Source organism: Neorhizobium sp. JUb45 (assembly GCF_004343585.1).
Classification (GTDB): Bacteria; Pseudomonadota; Alphaproteobacteria; order Rhizobiales; family Rhizobiaceae; genus Neorhizobium.
The window spans coordinates 25,511-48,127 of the sequence record NZ_SLYW01000011.1 but is presented as its reverse complement, the minus strand read 5'-3'; the positions used below and the strand labels follow the sequence as shown (position 1 = coordinate 48,127).

Genomic DNA, 22,617 nt, shown 5'->3' with positions numbered 1-22,617 from the left:
ATGCAGTTTTCAGGACAATCCGTCATCATCACCGGCGCCGGCAAGGGCATCGGCCGCGCCTGTGCCAGGATCATGGCGCAACGGGGCGCCGAAGTCATTGCACTCAGCCGCACCGTCTCCGATCTGGACAGTCTGCGCGAGGAAATCGGTGGCCGCTCGATTGCCGTGGACCTCGCCGATCCGGCTGCTACACGCAGGGCGATGGCGCAGGCTGGCACCGCCGATTTCCTCATCAACAGCGCCGGCATCAACGTGCTGGAATCGAGCTTCGATATGACGGAAGCGGGTTATGAGGCCGTGATGGGCATCAATCTGCGGGCAGCGCTTATCACCTGCCAAGAATTTGGCCGTGCTCGCGTGGCTGCCGGGGGGGGCGGCGCCATCGTCAACATTACCTCGATTGCCGGGCATCGCGGTTTTACCGAGCATCTTTGTTATGCTGCCTCGAAAGCCGGTCTCGAAGGTGCGACCCGCGTTCTGGCCAAGGAGTTCGGCCCGCACGGTATTCGCGTCAATGCCGTCGCGCCGACCATCACGCTGACCGAACTTGCACTTGCGGCCTGGAGCGATCCGGCAAAATCGGCCCCCATGATGGTGCGTCACCCGATCGGGCGTTTCGCGGAAGTGGAGGATGTGGCGCGCACGATTGCGACACTGCTGTCACCGGATACGGCGATGGTCAATGGCGCTGTGCTCAGTGTGGATGGTGGCTTTCTCGCCGTCTGATCTGCAGCTGTCGCGATTGCCTGCGGTGTTTGCGCCATGGATGCATGGCGCAAACATCGAGACTTGGGCAGTGTTCTACTTCAGCGACACGACGCCGGCAGCGACATCCGGCAGGGCCGGAATGATGCCGCTCTTGGCATACCATTCGGCCACGGCGGTGATCTGCTTCACATTGGCTTCCGAAACGCCGGTGGTCGGAACGGCATTGTTTTCGCCGATCTTGGCGCCGAGATCTGCCGGAACGTTCATTTCCTTGGCCCAGATGGCGCCGGCTTCCGTCTTGTTGGCCACGGCCCAGGCGTTTTCCGACTTGATGACGTCGAAAACGAGCTGAAGCTGATCGGCCTTTTCCTTGGCGAAGGCGCTGCTTGCGACCAGAACCACGGCATTGTCGGACTTGATGGCAGCACCATCGGCAACGACCTTGCCGTCATAGGCTTTTTCCGCGATCGTCAGGAAGGGGTCCCAGGTTGCCCAGGCGTCGACATGGCCCTGGGTAAAGCTCGGGCCACTGTCGCTGGGGCTGAGATAAACGCGTTCGACGCTTTTCGGATCGACGCCATTGGTTTCAAGGCCCTGCATCAGCAGATATTCGCCGGTGCCGCCACGGTTGACCGCGACCTTCTTGCCGGCGAGGTCCTTGATCGAGGCGATGCCGGAATCCTTTTTCACCACGATGCCTTCGGAACCGGGCGCCATCTTCTGGTAGGCGAAAACGACGAGCGGGATTTTGGCCGAAAGCGCTGCGATTGCCGATGTCGAGCTGCCGGCCGTGATGTCGATGCTGCCGGCATTGAGCGCCTCGAAGGCGGGGGCGGCGGCCGGGAAGGGGCCGGCCCATTCCACCTTGATGCCCTTTTCGGACAGCGCCTTTTCCAGCGTGCCGCGGGATTTGGCGAGCGTGATGTCGTTGGGACCGCGCAGCCAGCCGATCCGCACGACATCGTCGGCGGCCTGAACGGAGGGTGCGAAGGTGGCGGCGGCGGTGACGAAGGCCGCGGCTGCAAGGAATGTGCGCTTGGTGATCATCAATGTGTCCAATCTGCCATTCTGGCGTGGGGTTCGGGCATGCGGGTGTTCAAGCATGAAGGGGTTCGACGCCGAGTTCCCTGAGAAGCTCGGCTTCGATACGGCTGGTTCGGGGATCGTCGCGGCGGCGCGGGTGATCGATATCGACGCGGATTTCTTTGATGAAACGACCCTGGTCGAGCACCAGTATACGGTCGGCAAGCGCCACCGCCTCCCAAACGTCATGGGTGACGAGCAGCACCGCCGGGTGATGTTTGCGCCAGAGTTCGAACACCAGATCATGCATGCGCAGCCGGGTAAGGGCGTCGAGTGCGGCAAAGGGTTCGTCCAAAAGCAGCAGTTCCGGTTCGCGAACCAGAGCCCGTGCGAGAGCCGAGCGTTGCGCCTCGCCGCCCGAAAGCGTCAGCGGCCAGGCATCGACCCGGTGCGACAGGCCAACGTCAGCCAGCGCCTGCGTCGCCAAGGATCGCGCATCCGCGCGGCGTACGCCGAGCGCGACGTTGTCGATCACGCTTTTCCAGGGCAGAAGGCGCGGCTCCTGAAAAACCACCGAACGGCGGGAGGGAAGTTCCAGCTTCTGCGCCGGTGCGGTGTCGAGACCGGCGAGAACACGCAGCAGGGTGGATTTCCCAGAGCCGCTGCGGCCGAGCAGGGCAACGAATTCGCCGGGCGCCATGGTCAGATCGATGCCATCGAGAACGGCCGGGCCGCCGAACGAGCGGTGCAGTTTGCGGATATCGACAAGAGTGCTCATGCGATCACCTCCGGGCGCCAGCGCAGCGCATAGGCTTCGATCATGCGCACCAGACCATCGGTCAGCAGGCCCATGATGGCGTAGACGAGAAGGCAGACGACGATAACGTCCGTCTGCAGGAAATCGCGGGCATAGGTGATGATGTAGCCGATGCCGCTGGAGGCGTTGATCTGTTCGCCGACGACAAGGCTCAACCACGCGACACTGAGGCCATAACGCACGCCGACGAGAAGCGATGGCAGCGCGCCGGGAATGACGATATGGCGGATGATGCCGAATGTGCCGAGCTCCAGCGTCTGCCCAGCCTCGATCAACTTCTTGTCGATACCGCGAATGCCGCCATGCAGGGTGAGGTAGATCGGAAAGACGGTGCCGAAGGCGACAAGCCCGATCTTTGGCGCTTCGCCGATGCCGAACCACAGGATGAACAGCGGCAAGAGGCCGAGGAACGGCATGGCCTTCAGCATCTGGATCGGTGGGTCGATGATCGTTTCACCCAGCCGCGACAGGCCCGAGACCAAGGCCAGAAGAATGCCGAGGATCAGCGCGATCGAGAAACCTGCCAGTACGCGCAGGAAGGACACGATCAGGCCGTTGATCAGCTCGCCGGACGCAACGAGGCGTCCGGCAGTCGCGATGATGTCGCTTGGCCCGGCAAGGATGCGCGGCGACAGCAGGCCAGTCATGCTGGCGAGTTGCCAGACAAGGATGATGGCAAGCGGTGAGGCCAGCCGCATGGCGGTGTTGGCCAGTTTGCGGCCGCTACGTCGGCCCGGTGCCGGGCCAGCCACCGGGTTAGTCGCGTTGGTCTGACCGGCCGTGCTGGTATCAGCCATTGGCGGGTTTCCCGGACAGATCGCGATCGAACAGCGTCGACCATGTAAACTGCTTGCGTTCCGGCACCAGCCGTTCGACCGGCAGTTTGGGCAGCACGAGTTCGCCGAAACGATAGGCTTCCTCCAGAAGCGGCATGCCGGACAGGATGAACGTATCGACGCCGACCTTGCGGTAGGCCTCCAGCGTGCGGATCACGGTGTCGGGGGAACCGACAATGGCGGTGCCGGGGCCGGGGCGCACGAGGCCGATGCCCGCCCACAGGTTGGGGGCGATTTCGAGGTCGCGGAGATTGGTCGGCTTGATGCCGCCATGCATGGCGCTCATCCGCTGCTGGCCGATCGAATCCGTGTTGGACACGAAACGCTTGTTGCCGGCAATCGCCGTCTCGTCCATCTGGTCGTAGAGATCGGCGGCCGCTTCCCAGGCCTTGGCGTCGGTCTGGCGGACGATGACGTAAAGGCGGATGCCATAGGTGAGTTCGCGGCCATGTTCGGCCGCGCGGGCTTTTACCTGCTTGACCTTCTCGCCCATCTGCTCCGGCGTTTCGCCCCATGAGAGATAGGTTTCCACATGCTTGGCGGCCACTTCGATGGCGCTGTCCGACGAACCACCGAACCAGAGCGGCGGCGGCTGGATGTCGGTGCCGGCCGGCAGCGCCAGCTTTGCGCCTTCGGTCTGGAAATATTTGCCCTTGTGGGTGACGCTTTCCCCCGCCATCAGCCGGTGCCAGATGGTCAGGTATTCATCGGCCATGACGTAACGTTCGTCATGGGGGAGCATCATGCCATAGGCGCCGAGCATCTTTGCGTCGCCGGAAACGACGTTCAGCATCAGGCGGCCATTGGAAAATTCCTGAAACGTCGCCGCCATCTTGGCCAGAAGCGTCGGGGCAATCAGGCCGGGATGGAAGGCGATCAGGAATTTCATCCGTTCCGTATAGGGCAGCAACGCGCCGGCCAGCGGCCAGACATCGTGCGCACCGGTGGCAAACAGGGCGCCGGTATAACCGAGATGGTCATAGGCCTGGGCAAGCTGCTTGTAATAACCGTAATCGATGGTGCGGGAGCCTTCCGGCTTCCACGGATAGGCACCATCGGGAGCGCACATGTACCAGAGAACGTTCATGGTCAGATCTCCTTGCCGTTGTTCGTGTCGGCAGTATTGGTATCGATGGTGAGTTTGGCGGCGAGGTCGCCATGGGCAAACAGCGTGTCGGCCTCCGCCTGCTGTTCACGCAACAGCCGCGTATCGGCAGTAATCACGTCCCAGTTCCGCTCGGAGACGATGCGTGTCCAGGCGCGGCGCTCCGCCTCGTTGCCATCGACAGACAGCAATGCCGCAGCCTTTTCCGGATCAGCAGCGATCTGCTGGCCAAGGTGTTGCAACTCGCCTGCGAAGGCGTCGAGCGTCTCGGCCGACAGGCCACGATCCTTGATCGTCCAGAAGGTCGAGCGATTGGGAATGAGATCGCCGCAATGGGCCAGAACACGGAACTCGCCGCTGACGAGGGACTGTTCGAGATGCGGTGCCATGGCGATCCAGGCGGCAACCGTTCCCTCCTGCAAAGCCTCGCGGGAGGGCACGGGCGCGATATCCCTGCGCTCGACATCGTTCAGCGTGAGCCCCGCCTCTTCAAGGCGCTTGGCGAGGAGATAGGTCAGGAAAGAACCGTCCACCAGGGCGATCGGCTTGCCCTTCAGGTCGGCGATGGTTTCGATGTCGGCGGTTTTGGCAACAAAGATGGCACCGTTCGTCGGGCGCGGCGCCGATGCGCCGGCATAGGCAACCGACAGGCCGGATGCGGCGGCCAGAATGGGCGGCGTGGAGCCGGTGCCGCCGATATCGAATTCATCTGCCTGAAGCCGTGTTGCCGTCTCGCGGCCCTCGACGTAACTGACGAATTCCGGCTTGAACGATGCGAAGGCGCCGGGCCATAAAGACGCCAGCCGAAGGTGCAGATTGTTGGGGTGGTGGCCAATCCTCAAAACCAAAACGTTCACCTCATTGAATGTTGTTATATAAATTTATATAATGAAGGTAACAGGCTCGGCGAGAAATGCGACGCTGAAATTGCCTGATGAGGAAGAAAAATATTCCAGCGTTGGAGGACGCAGAATGACGAAAGACCAAAACGGCGCGGATGAACGAAATCGCAAGCCGCATGTGCCGAAAATTAGATGCCAGGCGATCGGCGAGGCGTCCGATTTCATGAAATCGATGTCGAACCCGGTTCGCCTGTCGATCCTGTGCGTGCTGATGGAGGGCGCGCGGACGGTGGGTGAGCTGGAAAAGATCCTCGACGTGCACCAGCCGACCCTGTCGCAGCAGATCGGCGAACTGCGCGAGGCGGGCATCATTGCCGGCGAACGTGCCGCCAAAGCGGTCGTCTACCGGCTGGCCGATCCCCGCGCAGGCCAGATCATCGGCCATTTGCGTCTTCTGTTTGCCAACCCGCAGGCTTCGGCGATCTGGCGCGGTGCGCAGTTCGGCGAAACGCTGCCGGGCGAGATGGGTTGATCCTGCGGGAGATGGCGGGCATCATGCGCGCCACCATTGATGGAAATGATGAACCGGGCCGTGCCCGCCGCCGATTTTCAAGGTCTTTCCCTCGATAAGGGCCTGCTGGAGATAGGTTTTGGCGTGATCCACCGCATCGCCGAGCGCCATACCACTGGCGAGACCAGCGGTCACTGCCGCTGCCAGCGTGCAGCCGGTGCCGTGGTCATTGTTCGTATCCACGCGGGGTGCCGAAAATTCCCTGACACCCGCATGATCGACAAGAAGATCGACGCTGTCATCGCCGCCGGCATGACCGCCCTTGATCAGCACGGAAGCGGCACCGGCGGTCAGGATGATTTCCGCCTGACGGATCATCTGCGCCCGCGTTTCGGCGATGGGCGTGGCGGTGAGCAGGGCGGCTTCCGGCAGGTTTGGCGTGACGATCGTCGCCTTCGGCACGAGGCCGGCGATCAGGGCCTCGATCGCATCCTCGCGCAACAGCCGGTCGCCCGATGTCGCGACCATGACCGGATCGAGAACAACCGGACCTTGATAGCCTTCCAGTTCCTGCGCAATTGCGAGGATGGTTTCGCTGCGTGACACCATGCCGATCTTGATGGCATGCACATCGATATCGGCAAGCACCGACCGGATCTGCGCTCGGATCGTCTGTGACGAGATATCCTCCACCGCGGTTACGCCAAGCGTGTTTTGCGCGGTCACGGCGGTGATCACACTGGTGGCGTAGACACCCAGCGCCGAGAACGTCTTGATATCAGCCTGGATGCCGGCGCCACCGCCGCTGTCGGATCCGGCAATCGTCATGGCGGTGGCTGTCATTGCGGCACTCCCTTCAAGGCGTGATCGACGGCGTGTCGAAAATCACGGCAGGCGGTGGCAATGTCGGGTGCGCGAAAGATCGCCGAAATGACGGCGACGCCATCGGCACCGGCGGCGATCACATCCGGCACTTGCCGCAGGCCGATACCGGCGATGGCGCCGACCGGCAGGCCGGGATCGAGTGTACGCAATTGCGCCCGCAGCCGGCGAAAGCCATCCAGCCCGACCGGCGGATCGGGATTGTGCTTCGACAACGTCTCGAACACGCCGCCGATGCAGGCATAGCTTGCCGCCGCCCGTCCGGCCCGTTCGGCATCGGCAGGTGTCTTGACGGTGAGGCCGATGATGGCCGCAGGGCCAAGCAGCCGACGCGCGGTTGCGGCATCCATGTCGTCGGCGCCCAGATGCACACCGTCTGCGCCGGCCGCCAGTGCCACATCGACGCGGTCGTTCACCACCAGCGGCACGCCGGTTCCCCGCAGCGCTTCGAGAATGGCCTTGGCGCGCTCGATCATGGCGCCGGTCGAGCCGGTCTTGTCGCGGTACTGGATCAGCGTCGCGCCATTTTTTGCGGCGATAGCGGCGAGTTCCGGCAGGTTGCCGATATCGGCAAGGCCGGCATCGACGATCGGGTTCAGTCGGTAATCAATGGTCATGGTCGATCCTTGCAGCCTTGCGCAGTGCTTCCGGGGTGAGCGCCGAGAGCGTGTCCAGAAAGGCGACGCCGAAACTGCCGGGGCCGCGTGCGAGTTCGGCAGCCTGTTCGGCCGCCACGCCGGTTGCTGCCAGTGCCGCGGTGGCGGCGGCAAGCGCATCCGGCTCGACGGTCAGGAAGGCGGCAATCACCCCGCCGGACAGGCAGCCCGTGCCGGTGACTTCCGCCATCCAGCGATGGCCGTTGCGCACGGTGACGCTGCGTCTGCCATCCGTTAGCCGGTCTGCCGCGCCGGTCTCGATGTTCAGAATGGCGCCGGTATCGCCGATCAGTGCCATCTCCGCCCTGTTGCCGCGAACGACGGTGGGCCGGTGCGCAATCAGCGTCCGGGCAAAGGCCAGACGTGACGGCGAATAGTCGCAATGGACCGGATCGAGGATCCAGGGTTTTCCCGCATCATTGGCGATCTCGACCGCCCGTTCGATGACGTTGCGGCGTTCGGCATCCAGCGTGCCGAGATTGACGGTGAGCACATCCGCCTTGGATACGAAATCGGCGATCTCGTCCGGTGAAGATGTCATCGACGGGATGGCGCCGATCACGGTAATTCCGTCGGCGGTGAATTTCTGCACCACCGTGTTCATCAGGCAATGCACCCTCGGGCGCCGCGCGCGTACGCGCTGTAGTAGGTCGGCGGCTTGTTCTGCTGTCGGGAATGTCTGCGTCATGGTCAGCGGATCTCCAGTGCGATGTCTTCGACGGGCGGCGCTTTTTGGATCAGCCCGCTTGCCTGCATGAAATCGCCAAATCGCTGGTACCGGCCGCGATCGAGCGCCGCCGGCCGTTTGGCAAACCGCGGCAGCGTATCGGTGAAGGCCTGACGGTTCAGCGCATCGTCGAGATTGGGATAGGCGGCGATGAACAGTTTCCAGGCGTCGTCGGGATGATTGGTCAGGAAGATTGCGGCCTTCTCGACAGCTTCGAGAAAACGCGGCAGGCGCGGATCGGCCGTCAGCCTGTCGTTCGCGACGAAAATCAGTTCGTCATAAACGGGCACGCCGTGTTCTTCGGGAAAGAACGATCGGCCTTCATGGCCTTCGATACGCATCTGGGTCAGCTCGAAATTGCGAAAGCCGCCAAGCGTGGCATCGACCTTGCCGCCGATCAGCGAAGGCGACAGCGCAAAATTGACGTTGATGAGCTCTACATCCTCAAGGCTCAGCCCTTCGCCCTCCAGCATGCGTTTCAGCATGGCGTCTTCGAACCCGGTGACGGAAAAGCCGATCTTCTTGCCGCGCAGATCCTTCAGGCTTTTGATCGGACCATCGGCGAGTACGGTGACGGTGTTCAGCGGTGTTTCGACCAGTGTGCCGATGCGCTTGAGCGGCAGGCCGGCGGCGCGGTCGAGATAGAGGTTCGGCTGGTAATGAATGCCGATATCGGCCTGACCCGCCGCGACAAGACGCGGCACCGTCGATGGATCGGCCGGCGGCACCAGCTCGACGTCGAGGCCGGCGGCTTCGAAATAGCCGTTGCGTGCAGCAATGACGAGCGGGGCATGATCCGGGTTGACGAACCATTCGAGCATGACCGTCAGTTTGTCGGCGGCATGGGCAGCGGAGGCATTGAGGCTGGTGAACATGGCAATGGCGATTGCCAGCAGGGTTCGTTTCATTGTTTGTCGTCTCTCCTCAGGATGAAAACAGTGTGTCGGGATCGGTCTCTGCCGCCCAATGCGGATGTCCGCGTGTCAGGCGGTCGAAGATCATCCGCAGGCTGACGCTGGTCAGCGCCAGAATGGCCATGGCGGCAAACACGATGTCGGTCTGCATGCGGGCATTGGCCTGAACCATGACGAAACCCAGCCCGGCCGAAGCCCCCACCCATTCGCCGATGACGGCGCCAAGCGGCGCAAGCGGCACGGCGACTCGCAGGCCCGATATCAGCGCGGGCAGGGCAAGCGGCACCCTCAGCCGCACCAGCACCTGCCACGGCGTCGCCTTCGTCAGTGCGGCCGATTCCATCAGCACCGGTTCGGTGCGCCTCAGTCCATCTGCGAAGGACGAGGCGACGGGGAAGAAGATGACGATCGTCGTCATCGCCACTTTCGAGGCCATGCCGAAACCCAGCCAGAGAACCAGAAGCGGCGCGAGCACGAAGACGGGAAAGGTCTGCAGGACAAGCACCATTGGCCAGACAAGCCTGCCGGTGCGCGGCAGCGCCATCACCAGAAACGCCACCGCTATGCCGAAGACGCTGCCGAAAAGCAGGCCCGCGAAAATTTCCCCGAGCGTGACTAACGTGTGATGGGCAAGGAAATCGCTTTGACGCGCCAAGGCCTGCACCACCGCGAACGGTGATGGCAGGAGATAGCGTGGTGGTGAAAACAGCTCCACGGCTGCCAGCCAGATTGCCAGCAGCAGAAAAAGCCCGAAGGCCGCGAACCGGAACTGCATGTCAGTGACGTGACATGCAGCCACCGGACCGCGATGGTCGACGGGCTCGAAAATCTCTCAAAACGTGTGGCATGGCTGATCTCCTGACAGCGATATCATGGAGATCCAGGCGAGCGGAGAATAAGAAAGAGGTGCACAAACGCGCCGTTTCCGTTCCTACGCCGGAATGACCCGGATCAGGTTCAAGGGTCCGGCTCACCGCCATCTCAGCACCGTTCGGTGCTCCCCTCGGAATGGCGATGAAGCTGGACCGGGAAACTGCCTTTGTCAATCCGGTGCAAGCATTCTGTGTCAGGTCCTGTGCGATTTCATGATTTACAGACGCATCCAGCCCATATCGGCGTGGCGGCAAAATGTTTGCGAAAAGCTGCTTCGTCTAACGTGTCAAAGACCGATAGAGCTGGCAGTACCTGTCCACCATCACTTCGGCTCTCAGCTCCTGATTGTATCTCTGTCGCGCGTTCGCCGAGAATACGGCCACTGTTCGCGGCTCTGACTGCAAGCGCCTCATGGCGTCAGCGAGACCTGTCGGGCTATTGGGCGGCACGACGATGCCTGTTTCGCCATCCCTGTTGACGAAACTCGTTCCCGTGCCGATTTCGCAGCTGATCATCGGCTTGCCGAACATGGCTGCTTCAACGAGCGAAAGGCCAAAGGCCTCGGAGCGCAGGTGCGAGGGAAACACAAAAGCGGTGCAAAGCTGCAGCAACGCCGCCTTGTCGAGATCGCTGATCGGACCAAGAAAATGCACATTGGACAGGCCGGCGCGGGCCGCCTGGTTTTTCAGGTCGCCTTCCACAGGTCCTTCGCCGGCGATCAGGATGTCGGCATCGACATGCTTTGCCGCCTCGATCAGCGTGTGGAGGCCTTTGTAATAACGCAGCACACCGATGAACAGAAAGAACGGTCTTGGGAAGCGTGCCTTCCACCCGTCTTTCAGTTGCGCAGATGCATGCGGATAATCCGCCTCGTCGAGGCCCAGCGGAATGACCTCGGTCTTGTCCCGGTAGCGCTGCAGTACTTCGCTGCTCGCCAGATAGTTCGGCGAGGTCGCGACGATGCGATCGACACGCGACAGGAAGCGGTGCATCAGCGGCCGATAGAGCTGCAACAGCGTCTTCTGTTTGACGATATCGGAATGCTAGGTGACCACCGTCGGCTTTCCCGGCGGATGCAGCACATGCAGAAGGTCCATGAACGGCCAGGGGAAATGGTAGTGGACGATGTCGGAACCAGCGCTGAGCTGTTTGAATTTGGTGACCGCGGCGCGTGAAAAGCCGGTAGAGGCAAACTCGAAATCGAGTTTTGCCTTGTGCGCCATATGGTCGTCGAATTCCACGCTGTTGGCGATCGGCTCACGGCTGAGCGACAGCACATCGGACTGTATGTCGTGCAGACCTGCGCCCTTGGCGATCGCATGGATCGTCCGCTCGACGCCGCCGAAAGTATCCGGATAATACGTCTTGAAGACGTGGAGAACGCGCATTTCAAAGCCTCGAATGCATCGTTGCCCGACGCCGTTCACCAGAACGACGGCGCCGAGCCTTGATTTCGGGCTTTACCCGCGACCGAATTCGTCGGAGACGCGAACGATGTCGTCTTCGCCGAGATAGGAGCCGGTCTGCACCTCGATCATTTCCAGCATGATCTTGCCGGGATTATAGAGGCGATGAAGGTCGCCCTGCGGAATGTAAACTGACTCGTTTTCACGCACAAAGGTAACCTTGTCGCCGACGGTCACTTCTGCCGTGCCCTTGACGCAGATCCAGTGTTCCGAACGATGGAAATGTTTCTGCAGCGACAGCTTCTTGCCCGGCAACACGAACAGACGCTTCACTTGGAAACGGTCGCCGTTGAGAAGCGACGTGTAGCCGCCCCAGGGGCGATAGGAGGTCGGGTGGGTTTCCGTCAGGCTCGATGTCGCTTTGGCTTTGGCGAGGTACTTCACCAGCTTGCCGACTTCCTGCGCTTCATCGAGGCGACCGACGTAAACCGCGTCCTCGCTGGCGATAACCGCGACGTCCTTGAGGCCCTGCACCGCAAGGTGCGAGGCGCGTGACAGAACCAGAGAATTTTCGGTGTTCATGACTGTGGCATTGCCGATGACGACATTACCCTTGTCATCCTTTTCTCCGAGCTTCCACACCGCATCCCAGCTGCCGAGATCCGACCACGCAAAGGCCGAGGTGACGACGGCGGCATTGGAGGTCTTTTCCATGACCGCATAGTCGATGGAAATGTCCGGGCTCGCTGCAAAGCTTGCCTCGTCGAGGCGGACGAAATCGAGATCGACGACCGCCTTGTCGACGGCAGCGCTGGCGGCTTCATGAACGGCGGGCGCAAACGCCTCGAGTTCGCTCAGGAGCAGATCGGCGCGGGACATGAATATGCCGGAGTTCCAGAAGAATCCGCCTGCTGCCAGCATCTGTTCGGCTGCAGCAAGCTGTGGCTTCTCAACGAAGCGCTTGACCTTGTGAGCGCCGGACGCGAACGATTCGCCCTGCTCGATGTAACCGTAACCGGTGGCCGGTTCGGTCGGCTTGATGCCGAAGGTGACGATTTTGCCCGAGGCGGCCGTCTGACGCGCAGTCGCGATCGCCTCGTTCCAGTCCTTGCCAGCGTCGATCTCGTGATCGGAGGCGAGAAGCTGGAGAATGGCGTCTTCGCCAAACGTCTTCTTCAGGTGGAATGCAGCTGCAGCGATGGCGGCTGCGGTGTTGCGGGCGACGGGTTCGAGCAGGATGGCGGAAAGTTCGACGCCGACTTCGCGGGCCTGCTCGGCGACCGTGAAGCGAAAGTCCTGATTGGTGATGACGACCGGTGCTTCATAGACAGCGCTGTCTGCGACGCGCTCCAAGGTTTCCTGAAACAGCGTCTTTTCATCAACGACCTGGATGAACTGTTTCGGTGCGCTCGAACGCGACAACGGCCAGAGACGGGTGCCTTTGCCGCCGGCCATGATGACGGGAATGATCTTCTGGGTCATAAAATATCTCCGAGGGTCGGGCGGATTGTTTTGTAGAGCGGCAACCGGGAATAGGCAATCAGTTCAATGTGCTTTGGCCCAGTCGCGGACGCGCAAAAGGCTTTTTTCGAGAAGCGCCAAGGCCGCGGCTTCGTTTTCTGCTTCGACATAACAGCGCATTTCCGGTGCGTTGCCGGATGGGCGCAGATGAACGATGGAGTGATCGAGTAGCGTTACCCGCAGGCCATCGATATCGCTGATGGAGCCGACGTCACCAAGCGGTGCAAGGAAAGCTGCAAGATTTTCGGGCGATTCTCGCAGATGCGCCATCAGCGCCGCACTGGTTTCGACAGCAAAATTCTCCAATCGGTCGGCGGCGGCGACAGGCAGATTGAAATCGGCAGCGATGCTGGACAACGGCTTGCCCTCGCGTCGTGTCAGAAGCAACGTAGCGAGGACCGGCAGAAAACTGTCTCGGGTCGGAAGGGCGGTCAGTGTCGTGCCCGCAACGGCAAAATCCGACTGTGTCAGTACGCCGCCATTGGCCTCGAACCCCATCACCGCCGTCTCGCCTGCCGCACTGGCCGCGTTCATGCCGTCGATGACGAAAGGGGAGCCGACTTTCGTGCGGGTCACGCGAAAGCCACCGGCCGCTTCGATGCCGGAATTGGAGGTAACGGGTGTCACGACAACCTCGGCATCGAGAAACCGGGCGACGATGAGCCCGAGCAGGTCGCCACGCAAAGGCGTTCCCGTTTCGTCGGCCACCAGCGGCCGGTCGCCATCGCCGTCGGCGGATACGATCGCGTCGAGATGATGTTCCTTTGCCCAGCCGCGCAGGAGTTCGATTGTCTGCGCCGATACGGCTTCGGTGTCGACCGGTATGAAATGATCGGATCGTCCGAGTGCTACGGTCGTTGCGCCATAGCCAGTGATCACATCGATCAAACCATCGCGGGCGACAGTGCTATGCTGGTAGACGCCGATCTTCAGCCCGGACAGGGCATCAGCCGGAAGCAGGCGCGAATTGCGTGCCGCGAAAAGCGCCAGCGCCTCTTTTTCCTCGCTCCGTGCGGAGCCGGGCGTCAGGTCGAAAATGCTGTCGCTGATCTCTGCGGCGATGTGTGTGATTTCGAGTTCGTCCGCCTTGTCAATTTCACCATCAGGTCGATAGAATTTTATGCCATTGCGGTCTGCCGGAATATGAGATCCCGTGACCATCAGTGAGGCGCAGCCTTGCGTCATCGCATAAAGCGCGAGCGCCGGCGTCGGGAGTGACCCGCAATCGACAGCTGTCAGGCCGGCGCGCTGAAGTGCTCCGATGCAGGTCGCAGCGATATCCGGGCTGGAGGGGCGGTAATCACCTGCAACAAAGATGCGATCCCCGGTCTTCGCGTGCCCGGCAGCGAGCAGATGCTGTGCGAAGGCAGTGGCATACAAAGCCGATGCGTGACCTTGAAGGTCCGTAACAAGGCCGCGAAGTCCACTGGTGCCGAATTTCATGAAAGTTCCTCAGCTGGAAATAGTTGCTGTTACTCTGGGTAAGCTGTCACGCGCGCGAGTCAATATCCAAACGATGAAACTCGTCCTTCAGCAACTGCAAGTAGGTGTTCTATCGGCGGCCGGTCTGTCAGGGGAAGACCCGGGCTATGGTCGCAAGCCGACGGTGGCGCTGTCATCAACATTGGAACCCGGGCTTGGCTCATCCGTTCCGATGGGTAACACTGTCCCCGAAATTTCCAAATCCCACCCAGCCAATCGCAAGGGTTCGACATGATCACTGCCAAGCGAATCGTCCTCGCCAGCCGTCCGACAGGGGCGCCGAAGCCCGAGAATTTCCGCGTCGAGGATGCCGAGTTGCCGGAGGCCGATGAAGGCGAGGTGACTGTCCGCATTTTGTATCTGTCCCTTGATCCGTACATGCGCGGGCGCATGAGCGAGGCCAAGTCCTATGCGGCGCCGGTTCCGGTCGATGGCGTGATGGAAGGCGAAACCATCGGCGAGGTGCTCAAGTCGCGGCACAACGATTTTGCGCCGGGCGATATCGTTCGCGGTCGCACCGGCTGGGTTACGCATGCGGTCATCCGTGGTGACCGGCTCCGGCATGTGGAAACGCATGGCGCACCGCTGACAACCGCAATCGGTGTTCTCGGCATGCCGGGCTTTACCGCATGGAGCGGGTTAAAATTCATCGGCAAGCCAAAACCCGGTGAAACCGTTGCCGTAGCTGCCGCATCCGGCCCTGTGGGGTCCATGGTTGGACAGCTTGCAAAACTCTGGGGAGCGAGGGCAGTCGGTATTGCCGGCGGCGCGGACAAATGCGCTTTCGTGAAGGACGAACTCGGCTTTCATGCCGCCATCGACCATCGTAGCGAAAACCTTCCATCCGAACTTAAAACGGTCTGCGCCGACGGTATCGACGTGTATTTCGAGAATGTCGGCGGCCATGTCTGGGATGCTGTTCTGCCACTGCTGAACACCTATGGCCGCGTTCCCGTATGCGGGCTCGTGGCCCATTACAACGGAACATCGACGTCGGAGAGCGATCGTCTGCCGGAAACCATGTCGGCGATCTTGCGGCAAAGCCTGCTTGTCCGGGGTTTTATCCAGACCGAATTCGCGCCGGACCATTTCGATGAATTCCTGAGCGACATCGGTCCGCGTGTTGCATCCGGCGAGATCAAATACCGCGAGGATATTGTCGACGGTTTCGAGAATGCTCCGGAAGCATTCATATCGATGCTCACGGGCGGCAATTTCGGCAAACTGATCGTCCAGCTGTCGTAAGGGGCAAAGAGGAGATGCCCTTTCCGTCAGCCGCGGTCGTAGCCAAAATTGTCCGCCCCTGACGGCTTCACTTTGAACTTTTGCTCGAAACGTCAAACCGATCATCGACAGGCACGGCCAGCCCGGTCGCCAAGGCGTTGGTCTGGCTGGCAAGTGCGATGACCTGCAAAAGCTCGGCGTGCATGGAAGGCGTCATGCCTTTCGCCCGCGCGGCTGCGGTGTGGGAGTGTATGCAGTAGCCGCAATTATTGGCTGTCGATACGGCAATGTAGATCAGTTCCTTGACCAGGGGATCGATTTCTCCCGGCGCCATGACTGTCGGCACCTTTTCCCAGATTGCCTTCAGGTGATCGGCATCATGCGCGAGAGCACGCCAGAAGTTGTTGACATAATCGGTGCCGCGGCGCTCGCGGATTTCGTTGAAGACGGCAAGCGCTTCCGCGCTTGCATCCTCATCCGTTAACAATGGAACCACCGCCATCAGATAAGCGCCAGAATGCGGGCAGGGCCACCTGTGCCGCCGCGATGTGTCGGCGCCCCCACGATGATCGTTGCTCCCTTGACCGGCAGCGCTTCAAGATTGTTCAAGCCCTCGATACCGTAGCGACCCGCCGGCAACCAGGAGTTATGGACCGCGAAATCGGCGGAGTTGCCCGGATCCAGCGAAAGTGTGTCGACGCCGATGGCCACCGTGTCTCGTTGCAGCAAAAGATCGGTTGCCGATTTCCCGAAACCGGGAAAGGCGAATTTTCCAGCGTCGTCGGTCCGGAAGGACGGGCTTTTCACCTTGGTCGCCCATCCCGAGCGCAAAGCCACGACTGCGCCTGCGGGAAGATCGCCGTTTGCGCTGATCCAGCGCTCGATATCGGCGGCTTCGATTGACGTATTGGCTTCTTCCCTGGCGCGATCCGTTACGTCGATGATGACAAGTGGTGCGACCAGCTTTTGCGGTTCCAGCCGGTCAACGCTGGCGCCATCGGCACTGAAGTGGAAAGGCGCATCGATATGGGTGCCGGTATGCTCGAAAATCGTCAGCTTATGCAATTGATAGCCGTCCTTGGCGATTTCGGCAGCCCATTCGAACTCTATTCCCGGTTGTCCATCGAATGTCGGAAATGTTGAATCGTAGACATGGGTGAGATCGACAACTTGCCTGGCTGTCTGCGCAAGCACAGGTGTCGGCAGGCTTGCGGCCGCCATCGCCGCACCCGCGAGTGCTGCGCCTTTGAACAGCAGGCGCCGCGACAGCATGTTTCGCTTCACGTCTTCAATCACGCATTGATTGCACATCCAACTCGTCCCTCCGTTGAAACACCTCGTCATGACGGTACTCCAAACACGGAATGGAGCAAGAAAAGATCGTTCGCAGGTTGCGTTGTGGTAAGAACACAGGACGACCATGGCCCAGTCATCGTGTCGGGAAGCAATCTCTACCTCGGCAAGCCGATGTGCATCAGGCTGAACCGCTGATTCATATGGCAAGGCTGTTCTGAATGCCGTCGGTGAGAGACCTGCCGCTTGAACTCACGGGGTTCATCGGCATTCTCGTCGTCAACACGTTTGCAGCGGAAGCGCTGTTCTGTGCGGAGTTCCATACGCATGGCGGCGCAATTGCTGCCGGGGGAGCGTGTAAAGACAAATCTGTCTGCTGCCAAACAGGACGCTGCGATCCTTCTGCGTTCGCAGCGCTAATTTTTAATGTGATCAGGAACGACGTCCTGCCCGAAATCGGTTCTTTACCGCCTATATCCCCGCCTATCAAAAACGCGGCGGCGGCGGAGTGGCCTTCTTCGGCAGGGAGTTTGCATAGGCCGCAGCCTCGCCGGAATAGGGAAAGTCCTCCCCGAGTTGCCGGTCACCGTCGTAAACCTTGAAGGTGGGGCCGTCGAGTTCAACAATCTTATAGCCGTTGACGTATTCGAACTGAGGTGTTTTCCAACCCATTGTGCGTTTCCTGTTAAAAGTCCGGTATCTTTCGGATGTAAGGCGGTGCGCCGATCCAAGGCGCTTGTCTTATTATAATTTCCCTGCGCCGTATCTTGTGCAGCCGGTCTATCAGGTGCGTGACCGGAAGGCTATTTTTCTCGCAAACAGAGTTCGATCACAGCTCAAGGTCAGAGGGCCTGCTTATCTGATTGCCGCGACCTGGCAAGTGGTGGATCGCCGACCAATCGCCCGACCCTTGCTGCTCGCCGGCAGGCATCCCATCTCATATTCCATGTACGGAGTTTTGAAATGGATGCCAAAACCAACAAACATACACCTGAAAAGCTGATCGAAATCATTCCGCCGGAACCACAGGTTCGGTGCAGAGCTGGCGCGAAGATCTGTATCTGTTGCGAGCAAAGCCGGCCCGCATCTGCTATGGACGATGATGGCTGCGGCATATGCGAAGAGTGCCTGTCGCCATGAGCATCACGCCGGATGATTTGAGGGCGTTCGAAATGGCGCTTGAAACGTATGCCACTGGCTATAGCGAAGGAGAATTTTCCGGCCGGCGATGGGGGATGACGATCAATCGCTCGGTCGACAGTCGCCGTATCTGGCTGTTTGCCGAGGATCTTGCCGGAAGCGACATTGTCTCGTTCAACCTATATCGCCTCGCCGATGGACGTCCTGTCCTCAAGCCATGCGAAATGTCCTCGGACAAGGTCATCGATTTCGTCCTGAAGTTCCAACCGGATCGATGTGAGTTTGTTGATAATCGATCTCTTGGGAAACACGCGGCGTCGATTTAGGCAGTTGGGTCAAGAGGGATGCGTTAAGTGCATGGCTGTGCTGCAAACTGCGGTCTTATCTATGTCAAAAAAACACGGTATCTATCTTTTCAACGAAGCGATGCACCTCCTCCCGCAAAGCTTCGTGTTTCGGGCGACCCACTCCTCCTCCCAAGGGAAGCCTGAGGGAACAGCGGCACTCCTCCTCCCAGTCGCTGTTCGGTTCTTTTGGAAAAGCCTGCCGCACCTCCTCCCGCGGCAGGCTTTTTCGTTTGGACCAAACAAACATCATTCCGGTTTTTTATTGCCAGCATTGTAATCCGAATATGCGTGTAAATTGCGCAAGGTTCGGCCGAAGGCGTGCGTGAGTCGGGCATTTCAGGGTCGCGTCGCTCAGCGCCTGAAGTGCATCTGCATCGCGTAGCAGCAGCTGATCGTCGTCATGGATGCCACATAGCGAAGAACTTCGTAGGGCAATCCGGTTCGTATCGCTCTTGACCGCTTGCCCGAAGGCAAACGGAAGCAGATAGTGGAAATTATGACACACCTTATCCAAAGGAAAACTTGACCGAGCAGGATCTGCGCACTGCACGCGGGCTTTCGATGCTATAGAGTGCAGGCGGCTGAGCCTGAAAGGCTTGATGCGAACGCGTCAGTTCCTTTAGAGACAACCATGAAAATTTTACTGCTGCGATTTTCTGAGGAATGAACTTGAACAACGCAAGGCCGGCGCTTCTTCTCGTGACTGCCTCACTTCTGCCTGCTCTGGTTCTGGCCAGCGTGATGGGGTGGTTCTTCATCAACGAGCAGCAACAGGGGCTCGATGCCGATCTGCGCGACCGCGCCGCCATTCTGGCCGGCGCCCTTGACCGCGAGCTTAATACCCAGATCCAGCTTCTTTCGATCGTTGCCGATTCACCACGCCTGGACCTGCCGGTTTCCCGCACCAGCTTTGCCGAAACCGCGCGCAGGCTCAAGGATCAGGTTGCCGCGTGGCAACAGATTCGCGTTTCGAATGACGAGGGCGAGGTCGTTTTGGCCTATCCGCCGCTGTCGGTGTCCGCTTCTCGCGAGGTTGTCGATCTCGAAAGCCATAAACGTGTGATCGAGACCGGCATGCCGGTCGTCGGCAATATTGCCATCGGCAAGGGTGGCAAGGCGGCCTTTGCCGTTCGCGTTCCTGTCCGTCGAAAGGATCGCCTGCGGGCCGTGCTGTCGGTGGTTATAAGGCCGGAAACGATTACGCAGATGCTTTACGCGAGCGGTTTGCCAAACGACTGGTCTGCCTGGGTGGTGGACAGCCAGGAGCGGCTGGTGGCGACCACCAGTTCGCCGGAACTTGCCGCCATGGCGGCGACGGAATTTGCGCGGCCGCAGGATGATCTCTTCATGCTGTCAAACGGCAACGCTGTGCGTGTGGCCGAAGCGCAGATCGGTGCGACGACATGGCGGGTCAAGATTGGATTGCCGGCGTCTCAATACAATCGACCAGCCATGCATGCGGTGATCTTTCTCGTCGGCGCCGGCCTGATAACGATCCTGCTATCCGGCATTGTCGCGGTGCTGCTCTATCGGGAAATGCGCTCGCGTGCCGCCGAACGGGAAAGCCTTGCCAATTGGCAGCGCATGGATGCGCTCGGAAAACTGACGGGTCAGGCTGCCCACGATTTCAACAACCTTCTGATGGTGTTTCAGGCGGGTGTTGATGGCATCGAACGTCGCCGCGGCGATGAAGAGCGCGTGACGCGTCTTCTCGGCAATATGCGGCAGGGCGTAAACCGCGGCAAAACCATTACCCGGCGTCTTCTATCCTTTGCCAGACGTTCAAACCAGGGTGCGGAACATCTGGATCTGGAAGCCAAGATCGCTGAAATGACGCCGCTCCTGCAGCAGGCGCTGAACGACAGCGTTTTGCTGGATATTCGGATCCCCAACGATGTCTGGGGCGTCCATGCCGATCCGGTCGGCCTTGAGATTTCGCTGATCAATCTGCTTACCAATGCCCGAGAAGCGATGGCAGACGGCGGTAATGTGGTGATCAGCGCCCGCAACGTCGACGACGGGGTGGTCGAGGATAAGCGGCTCAAGGGGCCAGTCGTGGCGCTGACAGTCACGGACACCGGCAGAGGCGTGGCTGCGGCGGAACTCACGCGAATATTCGAGCCTTTCTATTCGACCAAGGACAATGGAGGTCCGGGTCTGGGCCTGACGCAGGTTCTCGGCTTTGCTGAGGGCAATGGTGGTACGGCGAGGGCGACGAGCCTGGCCGGTCAGGGCAGCGCGGTCACGCTCTACCTGCCAAAATCTTTGGTCGAACGTGCACCGAAAGTTGCAGAAGCCAACATTCCCGGCATGCCTGCCCACATACTGATCGTCGATGACACACCGGCTTCGCTGGAGGCGGCAAGGACCGCTCTCGAGGATGCCGTGACGTCCATCCGCACCGCGAAGGACGGAACGGAAGCGCTTGCGCTGATTGAAAAGCATCCGCAGATCGATGCCGTTCTCAGCGATATCATGATGCCCGGCATGTCGGGAATAGAGCTTGCGGACAGGATTGGTCAGCTCCGCCCACGTCTTCCGGTCGTCTTGATGACCGGATACAGCGACAAGCTGGAGGCCGGAGCGAAAATCGTGTGGCCGATCGTGATGAAACCATTCGAGCAGTCGGAGATCGTCAAGGCGCTGACGTCTGCCCATCTATCCGCACCCGATCTTACCAACATCATCAAGCTGGACGTTCATTCAAAAAGCTGAAGGCCTCTGTGGCATCGATGGCCGATTGATTGTCGGAACATCTGAGAGGCCGTCGCATTGTCCAGAAAAGGAGATGCGACAATGAAACAGATCACCCGACCCCGTTACAGCCTGGAAGCGCTTCAGCAGGCCTACACGCTCAATCTTTCCCAGGCCTCCGACCTTTTGAAACGGTTCGGTTCGGATAAGGCTTCGATCGACAAGATCATGAAACGGTGCCAGCCTCGCGTCGACAATGATCGCCGGTAAAGGTGGGCGGAAATCCAGCAGGCAGATCGAAAATCGTAATGGGCGTCGAAAGAAGATTTGCGTTTTCGGAGGTTTTGCTTAGGCAATTGCGGTGATATGTTTCCTGAACCCAAGAACAGGATGGTAATGCGTATGGGCCTGGTAAGCATGATACTGGAACTGCGGGACAGCAAGACCGCTGAGATCGATCAGGATCAGTCTTCTCGTGAAAGCCGGTTGGCAAGCATGGAGACAAAGCCATCCTCTCAGTCTGGAATTCGCACGCAGGAGGCGATTTCACTAAGGACGTTTGCTCTCAGGCTCGATACGGCAAAAAGACGTAATCAGAGACTGGGATGAACCCGCTGTCGGCTGCACATCGTCCACACCGGAAGCTGCAAAACGGATACTCTAGGGTCAAAACTCAGCTCGAGCTTCGACGCCAGGATCCAGGGGATACGCCCTTGATCCTCGAAAAAAAACGCGTGAAGTGGCTTTGGTCTGAAAAACCACAAGCGATCGCCACTTCCGCAAGGTTCAACTCGGAACGTCGCAGCAGGTCGCAGGCGCGGGCTAACCGTTCGCCGATCAGCCATTGGTGAGGTGTTACCCCTGTCGTCTCGCGGAACATGCGGGTGAAATGTCCGCGGGACAGGTTGCAGGCGTGCGCGACGTCCGCAATAGAAACCTCACCGCCAAGATTTTCCGACAGCAGTTCCTTGGCCAGCCGCTCGTGCGCAGGTGAGAGCTTCAGTCTACGCTGGACGACGGTCACCGGCTGACCGCCATACCACTGCACCAGATGGGTGCCGATCGCGGCGCTCAAGTGTTCAATATAAAGCGGGCTTGCCAAGGCAGGATTTTCGAGAGCGGGAAGCAGGGCACGGCCGAGGTTGGCGAGAACCTTGTCCTCGACAGCGGTTCGAGGGCTTAGAGAGCGAACCGAGGGCACGCTTGCATGCTCGGAGAAGGATGCAAGGGCGGCGGCGGACATCTCGAACAGCATGAATTCGAAGGGACCACCCAGATCGGCCTTGTAGTCGCAGGATAGATCCCGGATGTAGATGGAGCTGTCGGAGAAAGCATGAGCCGTCGAATGGTGCTCGTGGAAAATGCGTCGGCTGTGTCCACCCATGAGAGACAGGCCGACGACGAACCCACGGTCGCTGCCCTCCATCTCGACCTGGTCAAGGTCGATGCCGGGGGTCCCCTTGCGCAGAATGGCCATGCCGGGAGCCCTGAGAGCCTGGTTGATGGACAGCCTGTTAAGAGTGCAACCAAACCCGTCGGTCTTGATCTCCGTCTTGTGTTGGTCACGAGTGGGGGACGCTGGGATCACGTGGTTTCTCTCATTGCGACCTCAAGTT

At 60.1% G+C, this 22,617-nt stretch carries 24 protein-coding genes, 1 pseudogene and 1 riboswitch; of the genes and pseudogenes, 8 read left to right on the top strand and 17 right to left on the bottom strand.

Annotated features, from left to right (window positions below):
- Positions 1 to 726 (top strand): SDR family oxidoreductase, encoded by a 726-nt coding sequence (locus EDF70_RS26105; RefSeq protein WP_132279942.1) that lies wholly within the window; start codon positions 1 to 3, stop codon positions 724 to 726.
- Positions 727 to 801: 75 nt separating this feature from the next.
- On the opposite strand, the gene EDF70_RS26100 is transcribed toward EDF70_RS26105, so the two are convergent.
- The 5 genes from EDF70_RS26100 to EDF70_RS26080 are packed head-to-tail and all read right to left on the bottom strand — an operon-like array spanning position 802 to position 5,337.
- On the bottom strand, positions 802 to 1,755 hold the full coding sequence (locus tag EDF70_RS26100) for an aliphatic sulfonate ABC transporter substrate-binding protein (protein ID WP_132279939.1): 954 nt from the start codon (positions 1,753 to 1,755) through the stop codon (positions 802 to 804).
- Between the two features lie 49 nt (positions 1,756 to 1,804).
- The gene (locus tag EDF70_RS26095) at positions 1,805 to 2,509 is read right to left on the bottom strand and encodes an ABC transporter ATP-binding protein (protein WP_132279936.1); all 705 of its coding nucleotides are present in this window, start codon (positions 2,507 to 2,509) and stop codon (positions 1,805 to 1,807) included.
- Positions 2,506 to 3,345 carry an ABC transporter permease subunit gene (locus EDF70_RS26090; protein ID WP_245519370.1) on the bottom strand — a complete coding sequence of 280 codons (840 nt, stop codon included), beginning with the start codon at positions 3,343 to 3,345 and terminating at the stop codon, positions 2,506 to 2,508. Before EDF70_RS26090 ends, EDF70_RS26095 begins: the two co-directional genes overlap by 4 nt.
- Positions 3,338 to 4,471 (bottom strand): LLM class flavin-dependent oxidoreductase, encoded by a 1,134-nt coding sequence (locus EDF70_RS26085; protein ID WP_132279933.1) that lies wholly within the window; start codon positions 4,469 to 4,471, stop codon positions 3,338 to 3,340. Before EDF70_RS26085 ends, EDF70_RS26090 begins: the two co-directional genes overlap by 8 nt.
- A gap of 2 nt (positions 4,472 to 4,473) precedes the next feature.
- Positions 4,474 to 5,337: an ABC transporter substrate-binding protein gene (locus tag EDF70_RS26080; RefSeq protein ID WP_348639738.1), complete on the bottom strand. Its 864-nt coding sequence runs from the start codon at positions 5,335 to 5,337 to the stop codon at positions 4,474 to 4,476.
- 124 nt (positions 5,338 to 5,461) lie between these two features.
- On the opposite strand from EDF70_RS26080, the gene EDF70_RS26075 reads away from it, so the two are divergent.
- Entirely contained in the window at positions 5,462 to 5,863 is a 402-nt protein-coding gene (locus tag EDF70_RS26075; RefSeq protein WP_245519369.1) for a metalloregulator ArsR/SmtB family transcription factor, read from the top strand.
- A gap of 21 nt (positions 5,864 to 5,884) precedes the next feature.
- On the opposite strand, the gene thiD is transcribed toward EDF70_RS26075, so the two are convergent.
- The 8 genes and pseudogenes from thiD to EDF70_RS26035 form a co-directional block, all read right to left on the bottom strand.
- Positions 5,885 to 6,685 carry a bifunctional hydroxymethylpyrimidine kinase/phosphomethylpyrimidine kinase gene (gene thiD, locus EDF70_RS26070; protein WP_132279927.1) on the bottom strand — a complete coding sequence of 267 codons (801 nt, stop codon included), beginning with the start codon at positions 6,683 to 6,685 and terminating at the stop codon, positions 5,885 to 5,887.
- The gene (gene thiE, locus EDF70_RS26065) at positions 6,682 to 7,341 is read right to left on the bottom strand and encodes a thiamine phosphate synthase (RefSeq protein WP_132279924.1); all 660 of its coding nucleotides are present in this window, start codon (positions 7,339 to 7,341) and stop codon (positions 6,682 to 6,684) included. Before thiE ends, thiD begins: the two co-directional genes overlap by 4 nt.
- Positions 7,331 to 8,068, bottom strand: a complete 738-nt coding sequence (locus EDF70_RS26060; RefSeq protein WP_132279921.1) for a hydroxyethylthiazole kinase — start codon at positions 8,066 to 8,068, stop codon at positions 7,331 to 7,333. Before EDF70_RS26060 ends, thiE begins: the two co-directional genes overlap by 11 nt.
- A 2-nt stretch (positions 8,069 to 8,070) precedes the next feature.
- On the bottom strand, positions 8,071 to 9,015 hold the full coding sequence (locus EDF70_RS26055) for an ABC transporter substrate-binding protein (RefSeq protein WP_132279918.1): 945 nt from the start codon (positions 9,013 to 9,015) through the stop codon (positions 8,071 to 8,073).
- Between the two features lie 16 nt (positions 9,016 to 9,031).
- Positions 9,032 to 9,796, bottom strand: a complete 765-nt coding sequence (locus EDF70_RS26050) for an ABC transporter permease (RefSeq protein WP_132279915.1) — start codon at positions 9,794 to 9,796, stop codon at positions 9,032 to 9,034.
- Between the two features lie 136 nt (positions 9,797 to 9,932).
- A riboswitch (TPP riboswitch) is annotated at positions 9,933 to 10,035 on the bottom strand.
- Between the two features lie 137 nt (positions 10,036 to 10,172).
- A pseudogene (locus EDF70_RS26045) lies at positions 10,173 to 11,282 on the bottom strand (glycosyltransferase family 4 protein).
- Positions 11,283 to 11,354: 72 nt separating this feature from the next.
- Positions 11,355 to 12,782 (bottom strand): mannose-1-phosphate guanylyltransferase/mannose-6-phosphate isomerase, encoded by a 1,428-nt coding sequence (locus EDF70_RS26040; protein ID WP_132279912.1) that lies wholly within the window; start codon positions 12,780 to 12,782, stop codon positions 11,355 to 11,357.
- Positions 12,783 to 12,845: 63 nt separating this feature from the next.
- The gene (locus EDF70_RS26035; RefSeq protein ID WP_132279908.1) at positions 12,846 to 14,264 is read right to left on the bottom strand and encodes a phosphomannomutase; all 1,419 of its coding nucleotides are present in this window, start codon (positions 14,262 to 14,264) and stop codon (positions 12,846 to 12,848) included.
- Here EDF70_RS26035 and EDF70_RS26030 point away from each other — a divergent pair.
- Both EDF70_RS26030 and EDF70_RS26025 read left to right on the top strand, forming a co-directional pair.
- Positions 14,263 to 14,538, top strand: a complete 276-nt coding sequence (locus EDF70_RS26030; RefSeq protein WP_132279905.1) for a hypothetical protein — start codon at positions 14,263 to 14,265, stop codon at positions 14,536 to 14,538. The genes EDF70_RS26035 and EDF70_RS26030 overlap by 2 nt on opposite strands.
- On the top strand, positions 14,535 to 15,548 hold the full coding sequence (locus EDF70_RS26025) for an NADP-dependent oxidoreductase (RefSeq protein ID WP_132279902.1): 1,014 nt from the start codon (positions 14,535 to 14,537) through the stop codon (positions 15,546 to 15,548). The genes EDF70_RS26030 and EDF70_RS26025 overlap by 4 nt, the downstream gene beginning before the upstream one ends.
- A 67-nt stretch (positions 15,549 to 15,615) precedes the next feature.
- On the opposite strand, the gene EDF70_RS26020 is transcribed toward EDF70_RS26025, so the two are convergent.
- The 3 genes from EDF70_RS26020 to EDF70_RS26010 form a co-directional block, all read right to left on the bottom strand.
- Positions 15,616 to 16,029, bottom strand: a complete 414-nt coding sequence (locus EDF70_RS26020) for a carboxymuconolactone decarboxylase family protein (RefSeq protein WP_132279899.1) — start codon at positions 16,027 to 16,029, stop codon at positions 15,616 to 15,618.
- A complete protein-coding gene (locus tag EDF70_RS26015) occupies positions 16,029 to 16,838 on the bottom strand; it encodes a cyclase family protein (protein ID WP_132279896.1) in 810 nt (269 codons plus the stop codon). The genes EDF70_RS26020 and EDF70_RS26015 overlap by 1 nt, the downstream gene beginning before the upstream one ends.
- A gap of 468 nt (positions 16,839 to 17,306) precedes the next feature.
- Positions 17,307 to 17,492 carry a hypothetical protein gene (locus tag EDF70_RS26010; protein WP_132279893.1) on the bottom strand — a complete coding sequence of 62 codons (186 nt, stop codon included), beginning with the start codon at positions 17,490 to 17,492 and terminating at the stop codon, positions 17,307 to 17,309.
- Between the two features lie 291 nt (positions 17,493 to 17,783).
- Here EDF70_RS26010 and EDF70_RS30095 point away from each other — a divergent pair, with 291 nt between their 5' ends.
- The 4 genes from EDF70_RS30095 (at position 17,784) to EDF70_RS30090 (ending at position 21,271) form a co-directional block, all read left to right on the top strand.
- Positions 17,784 to 17,960 (top strand): hypothetical protein, encoded by a 177-nt coding sequence (locus EDF70_RS30095; protein WP_165932140.1) that lies wholly within the window; start codon positions 17,784 to 17,786, stop codon positions 17,958 to 17,960.
- Positions 17,957 to 18,286 carry a hypothetical protein gene (locus EDF70_RS26005; protein WP_245519368.1) on the top strand — a complete coding sequence of 110 codons (330 nt, stop codon included), beginning with the start codon at positions 17,957 to 17,959 and terminating at the stop codon, positions 18,284 to 18,286. The genes EDF70_RS30095 and EDF70_RS26005 overlap by 4 nt, the downstream gene beginning before the upstream one ends.
- A gap of 690 nt (positions 18,287 to 18,976) precedes the next feature.
- Entirely contained in the window at positions 18,977 to 21,022 is a 2,046-nt protein-coding gene (locus EDF70_RS25995) for a response regulator (RefSeq protein WP_245519367.1), read from the top strand.
- Positions 21,023 to 21,103: 81 nt separating this feature from the next.
- Positions 21,104 to 21,271, top strand: a complete 168-nt coding sequence (locus EDF70_RS30090) for a hypothetical protein (RefSeq protein ID WP_165932139.1) — start codon at positions 21,104 to 21,106, stop codon at positions 21,269 to 21,271.
- Positions 21,272 to 21,674: 403 nt separating this feature from the next.
- Here EDF70_RS30090 and EDF70_RS25990 read toward each other — a convergent pair whose 3' ends face one another.
- The gene (locus tag EDF70_RS25990; protein ID WP_245519366.1) at positions 21,675 to 22,478 is read right to left on the bottom strand and encodes an AraC family transcriptional regulator; all 804 of its coding nucleotides are present in this window, start codon (positions 22,476 to 22,478) and stop codon (positions 21,675 to 21,677) included.
- Between the last annotated feature and the right edge of the window lie 139 nt (positions 22,479 to 22,617).

What these genes read in the sequence shown, in the direction of transcription:
- EDF70_RS26105 (WP_132279942.1), top strand. Translation starts at nt 1, where the DNA reads ATGCAGTTTTCAGGACAATCCGTCATCATCACCGGCGCCGGCAAGGGC.
- EDF70_RS26100 (WP_132279939.1), bottom strand. Translation starts at nt 1,755, where the DNA reads ATGATCACCAAGCGCACATTCCTTGCAGCCGCGGCCTTCGTCACCGCC.
- EDF70_RS26095 (WP_132279936.1), bottom strand. Translation starts at nt 2,509, where the DNA reads ATGAGCACTCTTGTCGATATCCGCAAACTGCACCGCTCGTTCGGCGGC.
- EDF70_RS26090 (WP_245519370.1), bottom strand. Translation starts at nt 3,345, where the DNA reads ATGGCTGATACCAGCACGGCCGGTCAGACCAACGCGACTAACCCGGTG.
- EDF70_RS26085 (WP_132279933.1), bottom strand. Translation starts at nt 4,471, where the DNA reads ATGAACGTTCTCTGGTACATGTGCGCTCCCGATGGTGCCTATCCGTGG.
- EDF70_RS26075 (WP_245519369.1), top strand. Translation starts at nt 5,462, where the DNA reads ATGACGAAAGACCAAAACGGCGCGGATGAACGAAATCGCAAGCCGCAT.
- thiD (WP_132279927.1), bottom strand. Translation starts at nt 6,685, where the DNA reads ATGACAGCCACCGCCATGACGATTGCCGGATCCGACAGCGGCGGTGGC.
- thiE (WP_132279924.1), bottom strand. Translation starts at nt 7,341, where the DNA reads ATGACCATTGATTACCGACTGAACCCGATCGTCGATGCCGGCCTTGCC.
- EDF70_RS26060 (WP_132279921.1), bottom strand. Translation starts at nt 8,068, where the DNA reads ATGACGCAGACATTCCCGACAGCAGAACAAGCCGCCGACCTACTACAG.
- EDF70_RS26055 (WP_132279918.1), bottom strand. Translation starts at nt 9,015, where the DNA reads ATGAAACGAACCCTGCTGGCAATCGCCATTGCCATGTTCACCAGCCTC.
- EDF70_RS26050 (WP_132279915.1), bottom strand. Translation starts at nt 9,796, where the DNA reads ATGCAGTTCCGGTTCGCGGCCTTCGGGCTTTTTCTGCTGCTGGCAATC.
- EDF70_RS26040 (WP_132279912.1), bottom strand. Translation starts at nt 12,782, where the DNA reads ATGACCCAGAAGATCATTCCCGTCATCATGGCCGGCGGCAAAGGCACC.
- EDF70_RS26030 (WP_132279905.1), top strand. Translation starts at nt 14,263, where the DNA reads ATGAAAGTTCCTCAGCTGGAAATAGTTGCTGTTACTCTGGGTAAGCTG.
- EDF70_RS26035 (WP_132279908.1), bottom strand. Translation starts at nt 14,264, where the DNA reads ATGAAATTCGGCACCAGTGGACTTCGCGGCCTTGTTACGGACCTTCAA.
- EDF70_RS26025 (WP_132279902.1), top strand. Translation starts at nt 14,535, where the DNA reads ATGATCACTGCCAAGCGAATCGTCCTCGCCAGCCGTCCGACAGGGGCG.
- EDF70_RS26020 (WP_132279899.1), bottom strand. Translation starts at nt 16,029, where the DNA reads ATGGCGGTGGTTCCATTGTTAACGGATGAGGATGCAAGCGCGGAAGCG.
- EDF70_RS26015 (WP_132279896.1), bottom strand. Translation starts at nt 16,838, where the DNA reads ATGTGCAATCAATGCGTGATTGAAGACGTGAAGCGAAACATGCTGTCG.
- EDF70_RS26010 (WP_132279893.1), bottom strand. Translation starts at nt 17,492, where the DNA reads ATGGGTTGGAAAACACCTCAGTTCGAATACGTCAACGGCTATAAGATT.
- EDF70_RS30095 (WP_165932140.1), top strand. Translation starts at nt 17,784, where the DNA reads ATGGATGCCAAAACCAACAAACATACACCTGAAAAGCTGATCGAAATC.
- EDF70_RS26005 (WP_245519368.1), top strand. Translation starts at nt 17,957, where the DNA reads ATGAGCATCACGCCGGATGATTTGAGGGCGTTCGAAATGGCGCTTGAA.
- EDF70_RS30090 (WP_165932139.1), top strand. Translation starts at nt 21,104, where the DNA reads ATGAAACAGATCACCCGACCCCGTTACAGCCTGGAAGCGCTTCAGCAG.
- EDF70_RS25990 (WP_245519366.1), bottom strand. Translation starts at nt 22,478, where the DNA reads ATGGCCATTCTGCGCAAGGGGACCCCCGGCATCGACCTTGACCAGGTC.